The 17,344-nt window shown below is 70.3% G+C and carries 11 protein-coding genes; 2 read left to right on the plus strand and 9 right to left on the minus strand.

Annotation, left to right across the window (positions count from 1 at the left end; all coding sequences use genetic code 11):
• Positions 1-26: 26 nt before the first annotated feature.
• The 4 genes from glpK (NAMU_RS26280) to glpX form a co-directional block, all read right to left on the minus strand.
• Complete coding sequence (gene glpK, locus NAMU_RS26280; RefSeq protein WP_015750369.1) at positions 27-1,538, minus strand: glycerol kinase GlpK; 1,512 nt, start codon at positions 1,536-1,538, stop codon at positions 27-29.
• Between the two features lie 123 nt (positions 1,539-1,661).
• Positions 1,662-2,411, minus strand: coding sequence for an MIP/aquaporin family protein (locus tag NAMU_RS26285; protein ID WP_015750370.1), 750 nt, complete (start codon positions 2,409-2,411; stop codon positions 1,662-1,664).
• 170 nt (positions 2,412-2,581) lie between these two features.
• Complete coding sequence (locus NAMU_RS26290; protein ID WP_015750371.1) at positions 2,582-4,300, minus strand: glycerol-3-phosphate dehydrogenase/oxidase; 1,719 nt, start codon at positions 4,298-4,300, stop codon at positions 2,582-2,584.
• Between the two features lie 53 nt (positions 4,301-4,353).
• Positions 4,354-5,370, minus strand: coding sequence for a class II fructose-bisphosphatase (glpX, locus tag NAMU_RS26295; RefSeq protein WP_015750372.1), 1,017 nt, complete (start codon positions 5,368-5,370; stop codon positions 4,354-4,356).
• 339 nt (positions 5,371-5,709) lie between these two features.
• Here glpX and NAMU_RS26300 point away from each other — a divergent pair, with 339 nt between their 5' ends.
• Together NAMU_RS26300 and glpK (NAMU_RS26305) are read left to right on the plus strand one after the other, a co-directional pair.
• Entirely contained in the window at positions 5,710-6,483 is a 774-nt protein-coding gene (locus tag NAMU_RS26300; protein ID WP_041369482.1) for an IclR family transcriptional regulator, read from the plus strand.
• Positions 6,480-8,003 carry a glycerol kinase GlpK gene (gene glpK / locus NAMU_RS26305; protein WP_015750374.1) on the plus strand — a complete coding sequence of 508 codons (1,524 nt, stop codon included), beginning with the start codon at positions 6,480-6,482 and terminating at the stop codon, positions 8,001-8,003. The genes NAMU_RS26300 and glpK (NAMU_RS26305) overlap by 4 nt, the downstream gene beginning before the upstream one ends.
• Positions 8,004-8,015: 12 nt before the next feature.
• On the opposite strand, the gene NAMU_RS26310 is transcribed toward glpK (NAMU_RS26305), so the two are convergent.
• From NAMU_RS26310 to NAMU_RS26330, 5 genes are all read right to left on the minus strand, one after another.
• On the minus strand, positions 8,016-10,460 hold the full coding sequence (locus NAMU_RS26310; protein ID WP_015750375.1) for a putative bifunctional diguanylate cyclase/phosphodiesterase: 2,445 nt from the start codon (positions 10,458-10,460) through the stop codon (positions 8,016-8,018).
• Between the two features lie 449 nt (positions 10,461-10,909).
• Entirely contained in the window at positions 10,910-12,343 is a 1,434-nt protein-coding gene (sthA, locus tag NAMU_RS26315; RefSeq protein WP_015750376.1) for a Si-specific NAD(P)(+) transhydrogenase, read from the minus strand.
• 91 nt (positions 12,344-12,434) lie between these two features.
• Positions 12,435-12,755 (minus strand): GroES family chaperonin, encoded by a 321-nt coding sequence (locus NAMU_RS26320; protein WP_015750377.1) that lies wholly within the window; start codon positions 12,753-12,755, stop codon positions 12,435-12,437.
• A gap of 171 nt (positions 12,756-12,926) precedes the next feature.
• Complete coding sequence (locus tag NAMU_RS26325; RefSeq protein ID WP_138180493.1) at positions 12,927-15,743, minus strand: aminotransferase class I/II-fold pyridoxal phosphate-dependent enzyme; 2,817 nt, start codon at positions 15,741-15,743, stop codon at positions 12,927-12,929.
• Positions 15,744-15,867: 124 nt separating this feature from the next.
• Positions 15,868-17,289, minus strand: coding sequence for a dihydrolipoamide acetyltransferase family protein (locus NAMU_RS26330; protein WP_041371718.1), 1,422 nt, complete (start codon positions 17,287-17,289; stop codon positions 15,868-15,870).
• Positions 17,290-17,344 lie beyond the last annotated feature (55 nt).

Raw genomic sequence — 17,344 nt, forward strand, 5'->3', positions numbered from 1 at the left:
GCCGATCAGCGGGGCCCGCGGCCGGATCAGACGTCCTCGTCGACCCAGTCCAGCGTCTTGGTGACCGCCTTCTTCCACTGCCGGTACAGCCGGTCCCGCTCCGAGGACTCCATCGAGGGGTTCCAGCGCTTGTCCTCGGCCCAGTTGTTGCGGATGTCGTCCTCGGAATCCCAGAACCCGACGGCCAGGCCGGCGGCATAGGCGGCACCCAGGGCGGTGGTCTCGGCCACCACCGGACGGATCACCGGCACGTCGAGGATGTCGGCCTGGAACTGCATCAGGGTGTCGTTCGCGACCATGCCGCCGTCGACCTTGAGCGCCTTGAGCTCGACGCCGGAGTCCGCGTTCATCGCGTCCAGTACCTCCTTGGTCTGGTAGGCGTTGGCCTCCAGCACGGCCCGGGCGATGTGCGTCTTGTTCACGTACCGGGTCAGGCCGACGATCGCGCCGCGGGCGTCGGACCGCCAGTACGGGGCGAACAGGCCGGAGAACGCGGGCACGAAATAGCAGCCGCCGTTGTCGGGCGCGGCCAGTTCCTCGATCTCCGGCGCCGAGCTGATCAGCCCGAGGTTGTCCCGCAGCCATTGCACCAGCGAGCCGGCGATGGCGATGGAGCCCTCCAGGGCGTACACCGTCGGCTGGTCGCCGATCTTGTAGCAGACCGTCGTGAGCAGGCCGTTCTTCGACGGCACCTTCTCGGTCCCGGTGTTCAGCAGCATGAAGCAACCGGTGCCGTAGGTGTTCTTGGCCTCGCCCGGGGACAGGCAGGCCTGGCCGAAGGTGGCCGCCTGCTGATCGCCCAGGATGCCGGCGATGGGCACTCCGGCGAACGAGCCCTTCTCGCGCCCGTTGCCGTACACCTCCGAGGAGGACCGGATCTCCGGCAGCATGGAAAGCGGAATGCCCATCTCGGCGGCGATCCCGGCGTCCCAGGACAGCGTGTCCAGGTCCATCAGCATGGTCCGCGAGGCATTGGTCGGGTCGGTGACGTGCAGGCCGCCGTCCACCCCGCCGGTCATGTTCCACAGCGTCCAGGTGTCCATGTTGCCGAACACCAGGTCGCCGGCCTCGGCCTTGGCCCGGGCGCCCTCGACATTGTCCAGGATCCAGCGGACCTTCGGACCGGAGAAGTAGGTGGCCAGTGGCAGACCGACCTTGGCCTTGTACCGGTCGGCACCCCCGCCGAGGGCCCCGAGCTCCTGACAGATGGCGTCGGTGCGGGTGTCCTGCCAGACGATGGCGTTGTGCACCGGCTCGCCGGTGGTGCGGTCCCAGACCAGGGCGGTCTCGCGCTGGTTGGTGATGCCGACCGCGGCGATGTCGCTCTCGTTCAGATCGACGTGCGCCAGCGCGTCGGCGGCCACCAGACGGGTGTTGTCCCAGATCTCGATGGCGTTGTGCTCGACCCAGCCGGCCTTGGGGAAGATCTGCTCGTGCTCGCGCTGGGCGACCGAGACGACCCGGCCCTCCCGGTTGAACAGCATGCACCGGACGGAGGTGGTGCCGGAATCGATGGCGGCGACAAACTTCTCACTCATGTGCTGCAACTTCCCTTTCATTGCTTCCACGATGAAGCGGTTGACCACTTGGTAGGCACACGGCCGGGGCGCCCGGCCCGGATGGGTCCGGGCGCCTCGCCGATCACATGGTGCGAAACGGCGTCAGGACACGCCCGGGAAGATCCCCGGACCACCCAGCGCCAGGAACAGCAGCGCGCCGAGAGCGCCACCGATGAACGGGCCCACGATGGGAACCCAGGAGTAACCCCAGTCCGACGAGCCCTTGCCCTTGATCGGCAGAATCGCGTGCGCGATGCGAGGTCCGAGGTCACGAGCCGGGTTGATCGCGTACCCGGTCGGGCCACCGAGCGAGGCGCCGATGCCGACGACCAGCAGGGCGACGAACAGCGGTCCGAGACCGGACGGCGTGCCGCCTGAGATCAGGATGACGAACACCAGGACGAAGGTGCCGACGACCTCGGTCAGGGTGTTCCAGCCGTAGTTGCGGATGGCCGGACCGGTGGAGAAGACGCCGAGCTTCTTGCCCGGATCCTCCTCCGCATCGAAGTGCTGCTTGAACGCGAGCCAGGCGATGATCGCGCCGACGAAGGCACCGGTCAGCTCGGCCGCGAAGTAGATCGGCACCACCGACCACGAGATGCCGCCGTTGTCCGGCCCGGTGATCGCCAGCGCCAGGGTGACGGCCGGGTTCAGGTGCGCGCCGCTGCGGAACGCGACGTAGACGCCGGCGAAGACGGCCAGGCCCCACCCGAAGTTAATCAGCAGCCAGCCGCCGCCCTCACCCTTGCTCCCTTTGAGGATCGCGGTGGCGACCACACCACAGCCCAGCAGCAACAACATTGCCGTGCCAGTGAACTCGGAGATGAAGATCTCACCGTTGGAAACAGTCAACGCGGCCTCCTTGCCGACGGGTCCGCCGGCGCAACCATTGCGGGGCGGAGAAAATCATGATCACCAAGCGATCGAAACGGAACTTACGCCCCTATCGGTCGTGACGAACCCAGAACTTTTCGTCCGTGACCACACTGTGACGATTTGTTCTCGATCCGACATCAATTGGCTCACCCGGCCCCCACGCGCACGTCCGGGGCCCCGAGCCGGGCCGCGTCCGCGGTCAGATCGTCGAGCTGCTCCTGGGATTCGCGCTCCGCGGCCACCCGGGTCCGGTAGTGGCCGACCTCGCGGTCGATCGCCTCGGCATCCCAGCTCAGCAGCGGGGCCACCAGTTCGGCGACCTCCTGGGCGGCGCCGTCGCCACGGTCCCAGGTATCGATCGAGATCCGGGTCCGACGGGCCAGGATGTCGTCCAGGTGCAGCGCACCCTCATGCGAGACCGCGTACACGGCTTCGGCTTTCAGGTACTTCGGCGCGGATTCCAGCGGCTCGCCCAGGTTCTTGTCCTGGTCGATCAGCTCGAGCAGGTCGCTGATCGCGCTGCCGTACCGGCCGAGCAGGTGCTCGACCCGGGCCAGGTCCAGCCCGGTCCGTTCGGCGATCCTCGCCCGGGTGTTCCACAGCGCCTGGTACCCGTCCGCACCGATCAACGGAACCTTGTCGGTGCAGCACTTCTCGACCGCGCCGGGCAGCTGCTTGGCGGCCTCGTCGACCGCGTCCTTGGCCATCACCCGGTAGGTGGTGTACTTCCCGCCGGCCACGATGACCAGCCCGGGCACCGGCGAGACGCAGGCGTGCTCCCGGGACAGCTTGCTGGTCTGGTCCGACTCGCCGGCCAGCAGCGGGCGCAGCCCGGCGTAGACCCCGACCACGTCCGCTCGGGTCAGCGGCTTTTCCAGCAATGCGTTGGCGTGCTCGAGGATGTAGTCGATGTCCGAGGCGCTGGCCGCCGGATGGGCCTTGTCCAGATCCCACGGGGTGTCGGTGGTGCCGATGACCCAGAAGTCCTCGCTCCACGGGCACGGGATGATGAACAGCAGGCTCTTCTCGGTCTCGGTGATCAGGCCGGTCTTGGACTTGATCCGATCCCGGGGGACCACGATGTGCACGCCCTTGGAGGCCTGCACCCGGAAGCTGCCCTTGCCGCCGAGCATCTCCTGGATGTCGTCGGTCCACACCCCGGTGGCGTTGACGACGGTGCGGGCCCGGACGGTGATGTCGTGGCCGGTCTCCAGATCGCGCACCACCGCGCCGACGACCCGCTGGCCCTCACGGACCAGGTCGACGACCCGGGCACTGGTGGCCACCGACGCCCCGTAGGCGGCGGCGGTCCGGGCGATCATCATGGTGTGCCGGGCGTCGTCGAGCTGACCCTCGTAGAACTTGATGGCGCCCTGGATGTGGCCCTTCTTGCCGTCCGGGAACGTCTCCAGGGTCTTGCGCTTGCTCAGGTGCTTGTGGTGCGAGGGCACCCCCTTGCCGGCGCCCAGCACGTCGTAGACACCGATCCCGAGCCCGACGTAGCCGCGGTCGATGCCCTTGCGCTCCAGCGGGTAGATGAACTCCACCGGCCGGGCCAGGTGCGGGCACAGCGTCTTGAGGATCAGCGAACGTTCCCGCAGCGCCTCGAAGACGAGCGAGAAGTTGAGCTGCTTGAGGTACCGCAACCCGCCGTGGACCAACTTCGACGACCGGCTGGAGGTGCCCGCGGCCAGGTCCCGGGCCTCGACCAGGGCCACGGACAGGCCGCGGCTGGCCGCGTCCAGCGCCGCCCCGGCGCCGACCACCCCGGCCCCGATGACCAGCACGTCGAACTGCCGCTCGGCCAGATCCGTGAGGGCCTGCGCGCGGGTCTGGGGGCTCAGTGCAGAGATCTGCACACTCATACTTTCTCCTTTGAAACGTCGGTGGTCGATCCACGCCGGGCCGGGCCCGGCTCTTAGTCGAGCGCGGGCACCAGGGTCGAGCGCACCGGATCGTGGAAGGTCTGGATGAAGCGGATGGTGCCCGACCGCGCCCGCATGGACAGCGAGGTGGTGCTGATCCGGTTGGTGCCGAAGCGCACGCCCTTGAGCAGCGCGCCGTCGGTGACGCCGGTGGCGGCGAAGAAGATGTCCTCGCCCCCGCACAGGTCGGTGGTGGTCAGGATGCGGTCCAGGTCGTAGCCCAGATCGATGGCCGCCTTCCGCTCCTGCTCGTTGCGCGGGGCCAGCCGGGCGAAGATCGATCCGCCCAGGCAGCGCAGCGCGGCCGCGGCGATGACGCCCTCGGGCGTGCCGCCGGTGCCGAAGAGCAGGTCGACACCGGTGTCGATGGTGTCCTCGGACGCGGCCATGATGGCGCCGGCCACGTCGCCGTCGCCGAGGAACTTGATCCGGGCGCCGACCGCGCGGATCGATTCCACCAGTCCGGAGTGCCGGGGACGGTCCAGCACGGCGACGGTCAGGTCGTCGGGCTTGCGGCCCAGAGCCTTGGCCACGGCGGCGATGGTCTCGCCGACCGGGGCCTCCGGATCGACGACGTGCGCGGCCGAGCCGGGCACGACGGTCTTGCGCATGTAGAAGCAGGGACCCGGATCGAACATCTTGCCGCGCTCGGCCAGCGCGACCACGGACAGCCCGTCCGGCAGGGCCTTGGCCACCAGCGTCGTGCCGTCCACCGGGTCGACGGCGATGTCGACCTCGGGGCCGGTGCCGTCACCGACCTGCTCGCCGTTGAACAGCATGGGCGCCTCGTCCTTTTCGCCCTCACCGATCACCACGACGCCGCGCATCGCGACCGTGCCCAGGACCGGTCGCATCGCGTCGACCGCGGCCGCGTCGACCTGGTTCTTGTCGCCCCGGCCCAGGTAGCGGGCCGAGGCCATGGCCGCCGCCTCCGTGGCGCGGATCAGCTCGACCGCCAGGTTGCGGTCGGGCTCGCGCTTGCGGCTGGGGCGGGGCGTGGTGGTGGTCATCGAGGCTTCCTCACTCATGGGCACACTGACGGGCTCGGACACGAGCCCCCAGTCGGGCGGACAGATGCCAGGTGACGGCCGGGATCGGCCGCAGGCGATCGTCGCGGGCGGTTGCCGCGAGCGATCACTGACCACGCTGGCACGAAGACGGACCGCGAACGCGTCGAACGGGTTGCGACGAACCGCAAATCCCGCAAGATTCCTCGCCTCCTCGCCGTCCACCCTCATCATGGCCCAGTGCCTCACTGGTCGCGACCGTATCCGGGGCGCCCAGGCGCGACAATCGCCGCCGTTCGACCATGCCGAACGGCTGCGGGCGACCCGGGGTAGCCTGCCCAGGTGCCGGGCAACGTGCAGTCGGTGGAGCGAGCGGCCGCAATCCTGCGGCTGCTGGCCGATGCCGACGAGCCGCTGGCGCTGGCCCAGATCGCCGCCGCGCTGGCCCTGGCCAAGCCGACCGCGCATGGCATCCTGCGGACCCTGGAGGACGTCGGCTTCGTCGAGCAGGACGTGGCCAACGGTCCGTACCGGGTGGCCGGGGACCTGTTCCACCTGGGCCGCACCGACCGCCTGGATCCCAACGAGCTGCGGTCCAAGGCCATGAACTGGACCGACACGCTGGCCGCGCGGACCGGAGAATCAGCCCGAGTGGCCACCTTTCATCGGGGCCGGGCCGAGGTGGCGCACCATGTCTTCCGGGCCGACGGCGGCACCCAGGTACTGGTCACCGGTTCGGTGGTGCCCCTGCACGCGAGCGCGCTGGGCAAGGTGCTGCTGGCTTACTACCCGGGCGCGGCCCGCACCCTGCTCCGGCAGGACCTGCCCGCCCTGACCACCCGCACCATCATCGACCGCGTCGCGCTGCAGCGGGAGCTGGCCGGCATCCGGGACGTCGGGTGGGCCGGCTCGGTCGGCGAGGTCGACCCGGCGGTGGCCGGCGTGGCCGCGCCGATCCGGGATCGCGGCGGGTACGTGGTGGCGGTGGTGGGCATCGAGGGCGCGATCGAGCGCATCTGCGATGATCGGTCGCGCCCCCGGACGGCCCTGGTCACCCAGGTGACCCGGGCCGGGCGGGCGATCTCCCGCGAGCTGGGTCACGGACGGGACCGATGACGGTGAAACTGGTGGCCGCCCTGGACCAGGGCACGACCTCGACCCGGTGCATGCTGTTCGACCGGCAGGGCCGGATGGTCTCCATCGCCCAACGGGAGCACCAGCAGTACTACCCGCACCCGGGCTGGGTGGAGCACGACGCCGCCGAGATCTGGTCGATCGTGCGGCGGATCATCCCGCAGGCGCTGGCCGACGCCGGGGTCGGCGCCGCCGAGGTGGTCGCCCTGGGGGTGACCAACCAGCGCGAGACCGCCGTGCTGTGGAACCGGCACACCGGGGTCCCGGTGGGCCGGGCGATCGTCTGGCAGGACACCCGGACCACCGACGTGCTGGCCGACCTGGCCACCCGGATCGATCCGGCCCGGGTCCTGGCCCGGACGGGACTGCCGATGGCCAACTATTTCTCGGCGGCCAAGCTGCGCTGGATGCTCGATCGCAACCCGGCGGCCGCCGCGGCCGCCGCCGCGGGCGATCTGCTGTTCGGGACGATAGACAGCTGGATCACCTGGAATCTGTCGGGCGGCCCGGGCCGCGACGGCGGCGGGCCGGGCGTGCACGTCACCGATGTGACCAACGCCAGCCGCACCATGCTGATGAACCTGGACACCCTGGACTGGGACCCCGAACTGCTCGCCGCGACCGCCATCCCACGCGCGGTGCTGCCCGAGATCCGGCCCACCATCGGGGTTGTCGCGCGAACGGTGGATCCGGTGCCGGGCATCGCGATCGGCGCGCTGATCGGCGACCAGCAGGCTTCGCTGTTCGGCCAGACCGCGTTCGAGGCCGGCGAGGCCAAGTGCACGTTCGGCACGGGCAGCTTCCTGCTGCTCAACACCGGCCCCGAGGTCATCCGCTCCAGCCACGGACTGATCACCACGGTCGCCCACAAGGTGGCCGGCGAGCCGGCGGTGTACGCGCTGGAGGGGTCGGTCGCCCAGGCCGGCGGGCTGGTCCAGTGGTGCCGCGACAACCTGGGCCTGATCCGCTCTCCGGCCGAGATCGAGACACTGGCCCGGTCGGTGCCCGACAACGGCGGCTGCTACCTGGTCCCGGCGTTCTCCGGGCTGTTCGCGCCCTACTGGGACAACATGGCCCAGGGGGTGCTGGTCGGGCTGACCTCGTACGTGACCAAGGCGCACATCGCCCGGGCCGTGCTGGAGGCCACCGCCTGGCAGACCCACGACGTGGTCGACGCGATGAACGCCGACGCCGGGGTGGCCGCCCGCTCGCTGGCCGTCGACGGCGGGATGACCAGCGACAACCTGCTCATGCAGACGATCGCGGACGTGTTGGACATCCCGGTGGTGCGGCCGATGATGGCCGAGACGGTCGCCCTGGGCGCGGCCTACGCGGCCGGGCTGGCCGTCGGCTACTGGTCGGACCGGCAGGTGCTGCGCCGGTTCTGGCGCAAGGCCGGGGAGTGGCAGCCGTCGATGACCGCGGCCCGCCGCGAGGTCGAACTGGCCCGCTGGAAACATGCGGTCGCCGCGGCGCAGCTGTGGGGGCAACGACCCGGCTGAGCAGGTCGCCGGTCAGCCGCGCCCGGCGGACACGGTGGGCGCGGCCGGCACCCCCATGGCCAGGGCCGGCTGCGCGGCGAGCATCGCGTCCAGGTCGGCGGCCGCGGCCGGCCGGGCGTACAGGAAGCCCTGCACGTACCGGCAGCCCAGCTCGGCCAGCACCGCGGCCTGCTCGGGCAGTTCCACCCCCTCGGCCATCACCATCAGGCCCAGGTCGCGACCCAGGGCCAGCAGCGCGCGTAGGAATTGGGCGGCCGACGGGTCGGTGTGGATGTTGGCGACGAACTCGATGTCGATCTTGACGGCCTGCAGGGAGATCTGCCGCAGGCTCAGCAGCGAGGAGTAGCCGGTGCCGAAGTCGTCCAGCCACAGCCGGATGCCGGCCAGCCGCAGCTGGTCGGCCACCGCCCGGGAGGTGGCGACGTCGCCGATCAGGGCGTCCTCGGTGATCTCCAGGACCAGCCGGTCGGGCCGGATCCGGTGCCGGCGCAGGGCGGCGTCGATGCGCCGGGGGAAGTCGCGGTCGGCCATCAGGCCGGGCGGCACGTTGACCCCGACCCGCAGGTCGTCGCACCCCAGCCGCTCGGTCCAGTCGGCCAGCGTGGCGCAGGCCCGGTCGACCATCAGGTCGGTCAGCGCGGGGAGCAGCTTGAGCCGGCCGGCGAGCTGGATGAAGTAGTCCTGGGCCACCACCTGGTCGCCGACCTGCCAGCGGGCCAGCGCCTCCATGCAGTGCACCCGGCCGCTGTCCAGGTCCAGGATCGGCTGGAACACGCAGTCGATGCCGCCGCTGCCGATCGCCTCGATCAGCAGCGGCCGGTACTGCAGGTCGGCCGCCTCCGGCAGCACCATCGTCGAGTCGTACAGGGCGATCTGGCCCTTGCCGGCCCGCTTGGCCGCGTACATGGCGATGTCGGCCCGGGAGAACAGGTCGTCCAGGGTCGGCGTCGGATGCTCGGCCGGCACCTCGGCGATGCCGATGCTGGCGCCGATGGACAGGCCGTGCTCGCCGAGCACGAATCGTGGCCGCAGCGCCTCGACCAGCCGGGAACCCAGCTCGACCCCGTCGGCGTCCTCACCCTCGGCGAGCACCGCGAACTCGTCGCCGCCGAAGCGGGCCACCGTGTCGCTGGCCCGGATCGCGCCCCGCAGCCGCTCGGCCACCCGGATCACCAGCTCGTCGCCGACCGGATGCCCCAGGGTGTCGTTGACCGCCTTGAAGTCGTCCAGGTCGACGAACAGCAACGACAGCGGTCGCATGCTCTGCCGGTGCTGCTCCAGAGCGTGCGCCGCCCGGTCGGTGAACAGGGCCCGGTTGGGCAGCCCGGTCAGGATGTCCTGGAACGCCTGCCGGTGCAGCTGGTTCTCCCGGCGGGCCAGGTTGGCGGTCAGCGCGGCGTTGTCCCGGATGGTCAGGTACTGCCGGACCAACACCCCGAGGAAGGTCACGATGAGGGCCGGCCCGGCGACCCGGTCCACCGGTTCCCCGCCGATCCGGTCGGCCCCCACCACCAGCAGGGCCAACACGAGAGGGACGTAGGGCAGGGCGCTGGCCCGGCGCACGTCGAGCGGGACGCCGGTCTCGCCGCCGGTCTCGGTCACGGTATGGGGACCGGTCGGCGGCTCGACCGGTGCGGGGGCGCCGACCCGGACGCGGGCCCCGGCGGCGCAGGCGATCAGGCCGAAGCCGGCCACCCACCCGATCCCGACGAGCGAACCCGAGGTGGATTCGCCGGAGGAGGTCAGGTAGGCGTAGAAGGCGTCGGACACGGCGATCAGGCCCATTCCGGCGGCCACCGCGGTCAGCCCGCTGCGGTCGACGGTGCGGCGGGACAGGCTCAGGATGGCCATCGTCAGCACCACCACGTCGCCGCACGGGTAGGCCAGGTTGATCACCATGGCCAACGGCTCGGTGTCCGGGGTGCGATTGGCGGTGATCGCGTCGATCGAGGTCGACCAGCTGATGGTGAACAGCGACATGCCGATGATGAAGCCGTCCAGCAGGATCCGCAGCCGGTCGCTGCGCGAACCGCCGGTCGGCGCCACCGCCACGATCATCAGGGCGGTGAAGGACAGGAAGAACAGGTCTGCCGGCGACACCTCGGGCACGTCCTGCCCGAGAATCAGCTCCACGTAGCACCAGTAGCTCTGCCCGATCGTCCACAAGCCGCAGGCCAGCGCGACCAGCCACCACCGGAGCCGGCCGGCGGGTTCGGACCGCCGGGCCGCGCCGGCCGCGGCCGCCGTCGCGAGGGCCGCCGCGGTCAGCTGGGCCAGGTTGGAGACCAGGCCGGACGGGTCCGAGTCGGCGCCGTAGAGCAGGGCGGACAGCAGCCCGGCGAGCACCAGGATCCCGGTGATCACGCCGGCCACGACCGCCGCCGGCCGCCGCCAGTCGACGCGACTGGGCCCGGCCGAACCGTCGACCTCGATGACCGCTTCCGCCGACCTGATCACGTGCCCCCCTGCACCCGACGTCGGGAGATCAACGCGAGCGGGTTCCCTCCCACCCGGCCGCCCCCACCGTTCCGGGGTCCAGCCTGGCGGATCGAACCGGTGGCCGGAGCGCGCGGGGACGACGATCCCCCAACCGGGGTGCAGAGTTCAGCCGACTCATCCGAGCCGTGACTTTCAGTGAGGAGAAACTACGGTCGGTAAAAGCCTCCCGCGACGGGAGCCCGACCGTTCAATGGTGCCGTCGGGAGGAATCGAACCTCCCGCATCGCCCAAGCTCGACTGCCGCACGCTCGACGCGTGCCGTCTGCCGGTGAATCACCATCGCATCCAGGGCCGGCCACTTATACAGACGCATGGGAGGGGCCTTTGATTCCCTCCACAGGGGTGCGATCCCGCTCACACCGCCAACGCGGCCCGAACGAGCCGGGGCCGCTCGCCCCACTCGCGGCCTACTCGGGCAGCGGGTGGTATGGGCCGGTCTGGGTGACCTTGGCGATGGCCCGCATCTTGTTCACCGCGTCCAGGGCGGCCACCTTGTAGGACTCGGCCAGGGTCGGGTAGTTGAACACGGTGTCGACCAGGTAGTCCACGGTGCCGCCGCAGCCCATCACCATCTGGCCGATGTGCACCAGCTCGGTGGCGTTGGTGCCGAAGACGTGCACGCCCAGCAGTTCACGGGACTCGGCGTGCACGAGGATCTTGAGCATGCCGTAGGAGTCGCCCAGGATCGCCCCGCGGGCCAGCTCGCGGTACCGCGACACCCCCACCTCGAACGGCACGTTCGCGCTGGTCAGCGACTCCTCGGTGCGGCCGACGAAGCTCAGCTCAGGGATCGTGTAGATGCCGATGGGCTGCAGGTCGCCCAGTTTGTTGCCGACCGGCTCGTTGAACGCGTGGTACGCGGCCCGGCGACCCTGCTCCATGGCCGTCGCGGCGAGCGCGGGGAACCCGATCACGTCGCCGACCGCGTAGATGTGCTCGACCTCGGTCTGCAGGTTCTCGTTGACCTCGATCTTGCCCCGATCGGAGGCGCCGAGCCCGGCCGCGGCGATGTTGAGTTCGTCGGTCAGACCCTGCCGGCCGGCCGAGTACAGCACCGTGTCGGCCGGGATCCGCTTGCCCGACTCCAGCACGGTCAGCGTGCCGGCCGGATGCCTCTGCACCTCCCGCACGGTCTCGGAATACCGGAAGGTCACGGCCAACTCGCGCAGCTGGTACTGCAGGGCCTCGATGATCTCCTTGTCGCAGAAGTCCAGCATCGTCGGTCGGCGCTCGACGATGGTCACCTTGGTACCCAGGGCGGCGAACATGGAGGCGTACTCGATGCCGACGACGCCGGCCCCGACCACCACCATCGACGACGGCACCTTGGCGATGCTCAGGATCTGGTCGGAGTCGACGATGGTCTCCCCGTCGAATTCGACGGTGCTCGGGTGGGCGGGTTTGGTGCCCACCGCGATGACGATCTTGTCGGCGCTGAGCTCGACCGAATTGCCGGCCTCGTTGGTGACCACGATGGTGCGCGGGGTGATGAACCGCGCGGTGCCGACGTACATGTGCACGTGGTTGCGGGCCAGCTGGTTGCGGATGACATCGATCTCGCGGGCGATGACGTGTTGGGTGCGTGAGGACAGGTCAGCGATGGTGATGTCCTGCTTGACCCGGTAGGACTGCCCGTACAGCTCCCGCTGGTTGAGCCCGGTCAGGTAGAGCACCGCTTCGCGCAGTGTCTTGGACGGGATGGTGCCGGTGTTGATGCAGACGCCGCCGACCATGTCCTTGCGCTCGACGATGGCGGCCCGCCGGCCCAGTTTCGCCGCCGCGATGGCCGCCTTCTGCCCGGCCGGACCCGACCCGATGACGATCATGTCGTAGCTGTCCATGACGGAGCACTCCCCTGGGCGCGATCCGGCGCCGCCGGTGGCTGGTCCGGCCGACCGGATCAACACGTCCCACCGACAAACGTGGTCCCAGCTACAAGTAAAGCCCCGTCCCGCCCCGGGTGCGCTCGGAGGCCACCGCCTGCAGGTCACGCTCGCGCAACACCAGGTAGGTTTCGCCGCCGACCTCGACCTCGTACTGGTCCTCGGGGCTGAACAGCACCCGCTCACCGAGCTTGACCGAGCGCACGTGCTGGCCGACCCCGGCCACTTCGCCCCAGACCAGTCGCTTGGCCACCTCGGCGGTCGCCGGGATCAGGATGCCGGCCCTGGTGGTGCGCTCACCGCCGGGCGAGGAGGTCTTGATCAGGATCCGGTCATGGAGCATCTGGATGGCCAGCGGGGCGTCGGACACCGGCTGAGCGTAGTCGCCGCCGTCCGGATCGCGGCTCGGAGAGGGACCGGAGACGGCCCGGAGACGAAGTGACCCCGCACAGCTGCCAGGTCGGGGGTCCGGCAGCTGTCCGGGGTCGCCCTGACTATCGCTGAGAACTGGCTGTCCGTTACAACAAATTGGCTGCAGATTTTATGAATCTTGAAAGTCTGACGCTGAGTAGTCAGGAACGCCGTCGTTGGTCACCTTACGTGAGGACGCACCGTCCCGTGCCTCGCGAGCGATCTCCAAGGCCTTGTCGATGTACACCCGGTACCCCCGATCGGCCCGCAGCCCGTGCACCTCGGAGGTATCCAGGCTGTTCATGTAGTCCAGGATCTGCCGGCTGAACTTCTGGCCGGGCACCAGCACCGGGAAACCCGGCGGGTAGGGCGTCACGTACGTCGCCGAGACCACGTCGACGCCGCGGTCCAGCTTCTCCTGGATCAGCTCGGGCATCAGGTACTCGCACAGGCTGTCGTCGTAGGACAGGAAGAACGCGCGCCGCACGTCGCCCTCCGGAGTGGCCGGACCCGGGCCCGGATCGTCGGCCGGGCTCGGCCGGAACGCGTCGTGGAAGGACGAGAAGTCCGGCAGCGGCGCCGACGAACTGGTCAGCCGGCGCACCGCGTGCTCGTGCGCCGCCCGTTCGGCCAGGCTCATGTCGGTGACCTTCTCGTCCAGCTCGCGGGCGATCTTGACCAGCACCTCGATCAGGTAGGCCACCGAGCTGCGGGTGGTGCCGATGTTGGTCATGAACAGCACGCTGTTGCGGGAGGTCTTGTTGATCTGCACCCCGTGCCGGTCCATGAGGTACTCGCGCTTGAAGGTGTCGCCGTCGATGCCGGTGGCGCCGATCGAGATGGTGACCCGGCACGGGTCCAGCGCGAACTCGTCGGACCGCCAGGCCAGCTGCATGTTCTTCAGGCCGGAACGCAGCGGCTGGCCGATGCCCGAGGGGCGGAACTCCGCCGGGATCAGGTCGGCGGTGGTCAGGCAGCGCATGTACTTGCGCAGCAGCGGGTGGTTGTCGACGGCGTCGCGCAACCGCATCGCGTACTCGACCTGCTTTTGCACCAGCTCGAAGCCCTCCAGGGCGGCCTGCCGGCGACCCAGGTCCAACGAGGCCAGGATCTGGTAGTTCGGCGAGGTCGAGGTGTGCGCCATGTACGCCTCGTGGAAGTTCTCCTCGACCTTCTGCCCGAAGTCCTGGTCGAAGACGTGGATCATCGAGCCCTGCCGCAGCGAGGTCAGCGTCTTGTGCGTCGACTGGGTCGCGTACACCCGCACCCGGGCCCGGGCCGGGTCCGGGATGAGCCGGGTATCCAGCAGCTCGGCGTCCGTGGCGTCCTTGATCTGCTCGTTCCAGGCGGCGAAGACCTTGCGGTACTGCGGGTCCCGCAGCTTGCCCAGCAGCGACCCGGCCGAGTGCATGCCGGTGCGCGGCCGGTAGACCGGATGGAACCGGGCGAAGGCGAACCACGCCTCGTCCCACAGGAAGACCAGGTCGGGCTTGATGGCCAGGCACTCCTGCATGACCCGCTCGGCGTCGTAGACCATGCCGTCGAACGTGCAGTTGGTCAGCATCAGCATCTTGACCCGGTCGAGCTTGCCGGCCCGGCGCAGCTCCAGCAGTTGCGCCTTGATCGAGCGCAGCGGCACCGCCCCGTACATCGAGTACTCGTTGAGCGGGTAGGCGTCCAGGTAGATCACGTGGGCCCCGGAGAGCATCAGCCCGTAGTGGTGGGACTGATGGCAGTTGCGGTCGACCAGCACGATGTCCCCGGGCTGCACCAGGGCCTGGCAGACGATCTTGTTCGCGGTCGAGGTGCCGTTGGTGGCGAAGAAGGTCTGCCGCGACCCGAAGGTGCGCGCGGCCAGGTCCTGGGCCTCACGCAGCGGGCCGGTCGGTTCCAGCAGGGAGTCCAGACCGCCGCAGGTGGCCGAGGTCTCGGCCAGGAAGATGTCCAGGCCGTAGAAGTCGATCATGTCCTTGATCCAGTGCGAGTTCACGATCGACTTGCCCTGGGAGATGGGCAGGGCGTGGAACACACCGGTCGGCCGGTGGCTGTACTTCTGCAGGGCGTTGAAGAACGGCGACCGGTACCGCTCCTCGATCCCGCCGAGCAGGCTCAGGTGCAGCTCCAGCGTGCCCTCGCGGGAGTGGAAGATGCGGCGGAAGTCGTGGCTGAGCCAGCCGGCGACGTCCTCCAGGGTGATCTCGGTCATCAGGTACAGGTCCAGCTCGGGCCGGATGCCGACCAGGGCCTTGCCCAGCAGGTCGGCGCGCTCCTCGACCGAATGCTCCATCAGATCGTTGGGCGAGCGGTCGTCGACGAAGTGCGCCACCGCCGACATGTCCCGCCCCGAATGCTGGGCGAACCGACGCTTGATCACGCAGGCCTGCAGGCTGAAGTTGATCCGGGCGGCGATCACCGCGTCCTCGAAGCTGGGCACCACGACGATCTCGTAGATGAACTCGTCGTCCGGGCGGCGCCAGGCCCGCAGCTCCTGACGCAGCGCCCGTTCCTGTGCCTCGGTCATGTCCTCGACGACGAGCACCTCGAAGTAGGGCCGCTGCGGCGTGCTCGTCCCGGTGGTCGAGCCCGACTGGTCCATGGTGTCGGTGATGGCCGCGGCCACCGACCACGGGATGCCGTTGCGGAAGGAGTCGCTGGCCAGGGCCCGGCTGACGCTGGCCACGGCCCGGGCGAACCGGGTGTACTTGCCGGCGGTGAACAACCGGCGGCCGGCCTGGAAGGCCTGCGGGCCGGGGAACGCCCAGTACCGCTCGATCGGGTTGAGCCGCTCCAGCAGGCCGCTCACCCGGTCGGCGTGGGCGTCGACCGGGCGGTCCGCGGCCGCGGCGACGGCCAACCGCTCGGCGGCCTCCTCCAGGGTGGACCAGGTGTCCTTGCGGTACTGCGAGAGGTTGTTGTAGCCCTGCAGTACCGTGCCCGCGCTGTTCATCGGCCGCCCCTTTGCGGTATGGATCCGGAACCGACGCGTCAGGTCGGCCCCGGACACCATCTTGCGCGCGCCGGGCGTCCCGCGCGCGCAGTCGGACGTGATGGGCGCGCAGCGCCCGGGCCGGTCAGAAGGCCAGGGCCAGCCCCGGATCGGCCAGCAGGGCACCGATGTCGGCCAGGAACTGCGAGCCCTGCTGCCCGTCGATGACGCGGTGGTCGAAGCTGAGCGCCAGCTGGCATACCTTGCGCACCGCCAACTCACCGTCGACGACCCACGGCGCGTCCCGGATCGCGCCCAGGGCCAGGATCGCCGACTGGCCCGGGTTGATGATCGGCGTGCCGGTGTCCACCCCGAACACCCCCACGTTGGTGATGGTGAAGGTGCCGCCGGTCAGCTGGGCCAGGCTGGTCCGACCGGCCCGGGCGGTGGCGGTGAGCTCCTGCAGGGCCCGGGCCAGGTCGGCCAGGCCCATCGCGTCCGCGTCCCGGATGACCGGCACGATCAGCCCGCGGTCGGTGGCCGCGGCGATGCCCAGGTGCACGTCCCGCTTGACCAGGATCTGGTCCGGGCCGTCGGTGCCCGCCTCGTAGACCGAATTGATCTCGGGGGTGCGCCGGGCGGCCAGGCACACGGCGCGGGCGGTCAGGGCCAGCGGCGTCGGGGGCGCGTCGGCGAATTCCCGGCGGGTCCGCAGCCGCTCCCGCAGCTGCATCATCGGGGTGACGTCAACGGTGAGGAACTCGGTCACGTGCGGGGCGGTGAACGCGCTGGCCACCATGGCCGCGGCGGTCGCCTTGCGCACCCCGGTCACCGCGATCCGGTACTCCCGAGACCCGTCGTCGGGCCTGGTCGACGCGCGGGCCGCCGGCGGAGCCGGCTCCCGATCCGGACCCGCGGCCGGCCGGGTCCGCGCCGCGGCGGCGTGCTCGACGTCCTCCCGGCTGATCACCCCGTCCGCGCGGGAGGGGGCCACCGCGTGCAGGTCGATACCCAGATCCTTGGCCAGCTTGCGGACCGGCGGAGTGGCCAGCGGAGCCGCGTGGGTCGCGTGCGCGGCCGGCGGTTCCGGCTCGGCCGGGACCGGCGGCGGCGATGACACAGGGGCGGCCGGGGCGCGTGATGCGGGGGCGGCCGCCCCGGTCGGGGCGGCGCGGCGGGCGCGGCGGCCCCCCGACCGTCCGGCCGGCACGTAGCCGACCAGCGTGGCGATCCGCCCGTCGGCGGTCACCTCACCGATCTTGGACCCGGTCTCGGCCGCGGCGCCGTTGACCGGGCCACCCTCGACGACGGCGCCGTGGTCACCCGCCGGAGCGGTCCCGGTGTCGGTTCCGGTGTCGATGGTGATGATCGGCGTCCCGACCTCGACGGTCGCGCCCGGTTCGGCGAGCAGCTGGTGGACCCGGCCGGCGTACGGGCAGGGCAGTTCGACGGCCGCCTTGGCCGTCTCGATCTCCACGATGACCTGGTTGACGGTGACGGTGTCGCCGACGGCGACCCGCCAGCCGATGATGTCGGCCTCGGTCAGGCCTTCGCCGGCGTCCGGCATGCGGAAGGTCTCGAGCCGGCCGGTCGGTCGGGTGGTGCTCTCGGTGCTGGTCACG

Origin of the sequence: Nakamurella multipartita DSM 44233 (assembly GCF_000024365.1) — a bacterium.
GTDB classification, from domain to species: Bacteria; Actinomycetota; Actinomycetes; order Mycobacteriales; family Nakamurellaceae; genus Nakamurella; species Nakamurella multipartita.

Bases quoted from the DNA above. Each gene is read 5' to 3' on its own strand.
- NAMU_RS26330 (WP_041371718.1), bottom strand. From the start codon at position 17,289: ATGCCGGACGCCGGCGAAGGCCTGACCGAGGCCGACATCATCGGCTGG.
- NAMU_RS26290 (WP_015750371.1), bottom strand. From the start codon at position 4,300: ATGAGTGTGCAGATCTCTGCACTGAGCCCCCAGACCCGCGCGCAGGCC.
- glpK (WP_015750374.1), top strand. From the start codon at position 6,480: ATGACGGTGAAACTGGTGGCCGCCCTGGACCAGGGCACGACCTCGACC.
- NAMU_RS26325 (WP_138180493.1), bottom strand. From the start codon at position 15,743: ATGAACAGCGCGGGCACGGTACTGCAGGGCTACAACAACCTCTCGCAG.
- glpK (WP_015750369.1), bottom strand. From the start codon at position 1,538: ATGAGTGAGAAGTTTGTCGCCGCCATCGATTCCGGCACCACCTCCGTC.
- sthA (WP_015750376.1), bottom strand. From the start codon at position 12,343: ATGGACAGCTACGACATGATCGTCATCGGGTCGGGTCCGGCCGGGCAG.
- glpX (WP_015750372.1), bottom strand. From the start codon at position 5,370: ATGACCACCACCACGCCCCGCCCCAGCCGCAAGCGCGAGCCCGACCGC.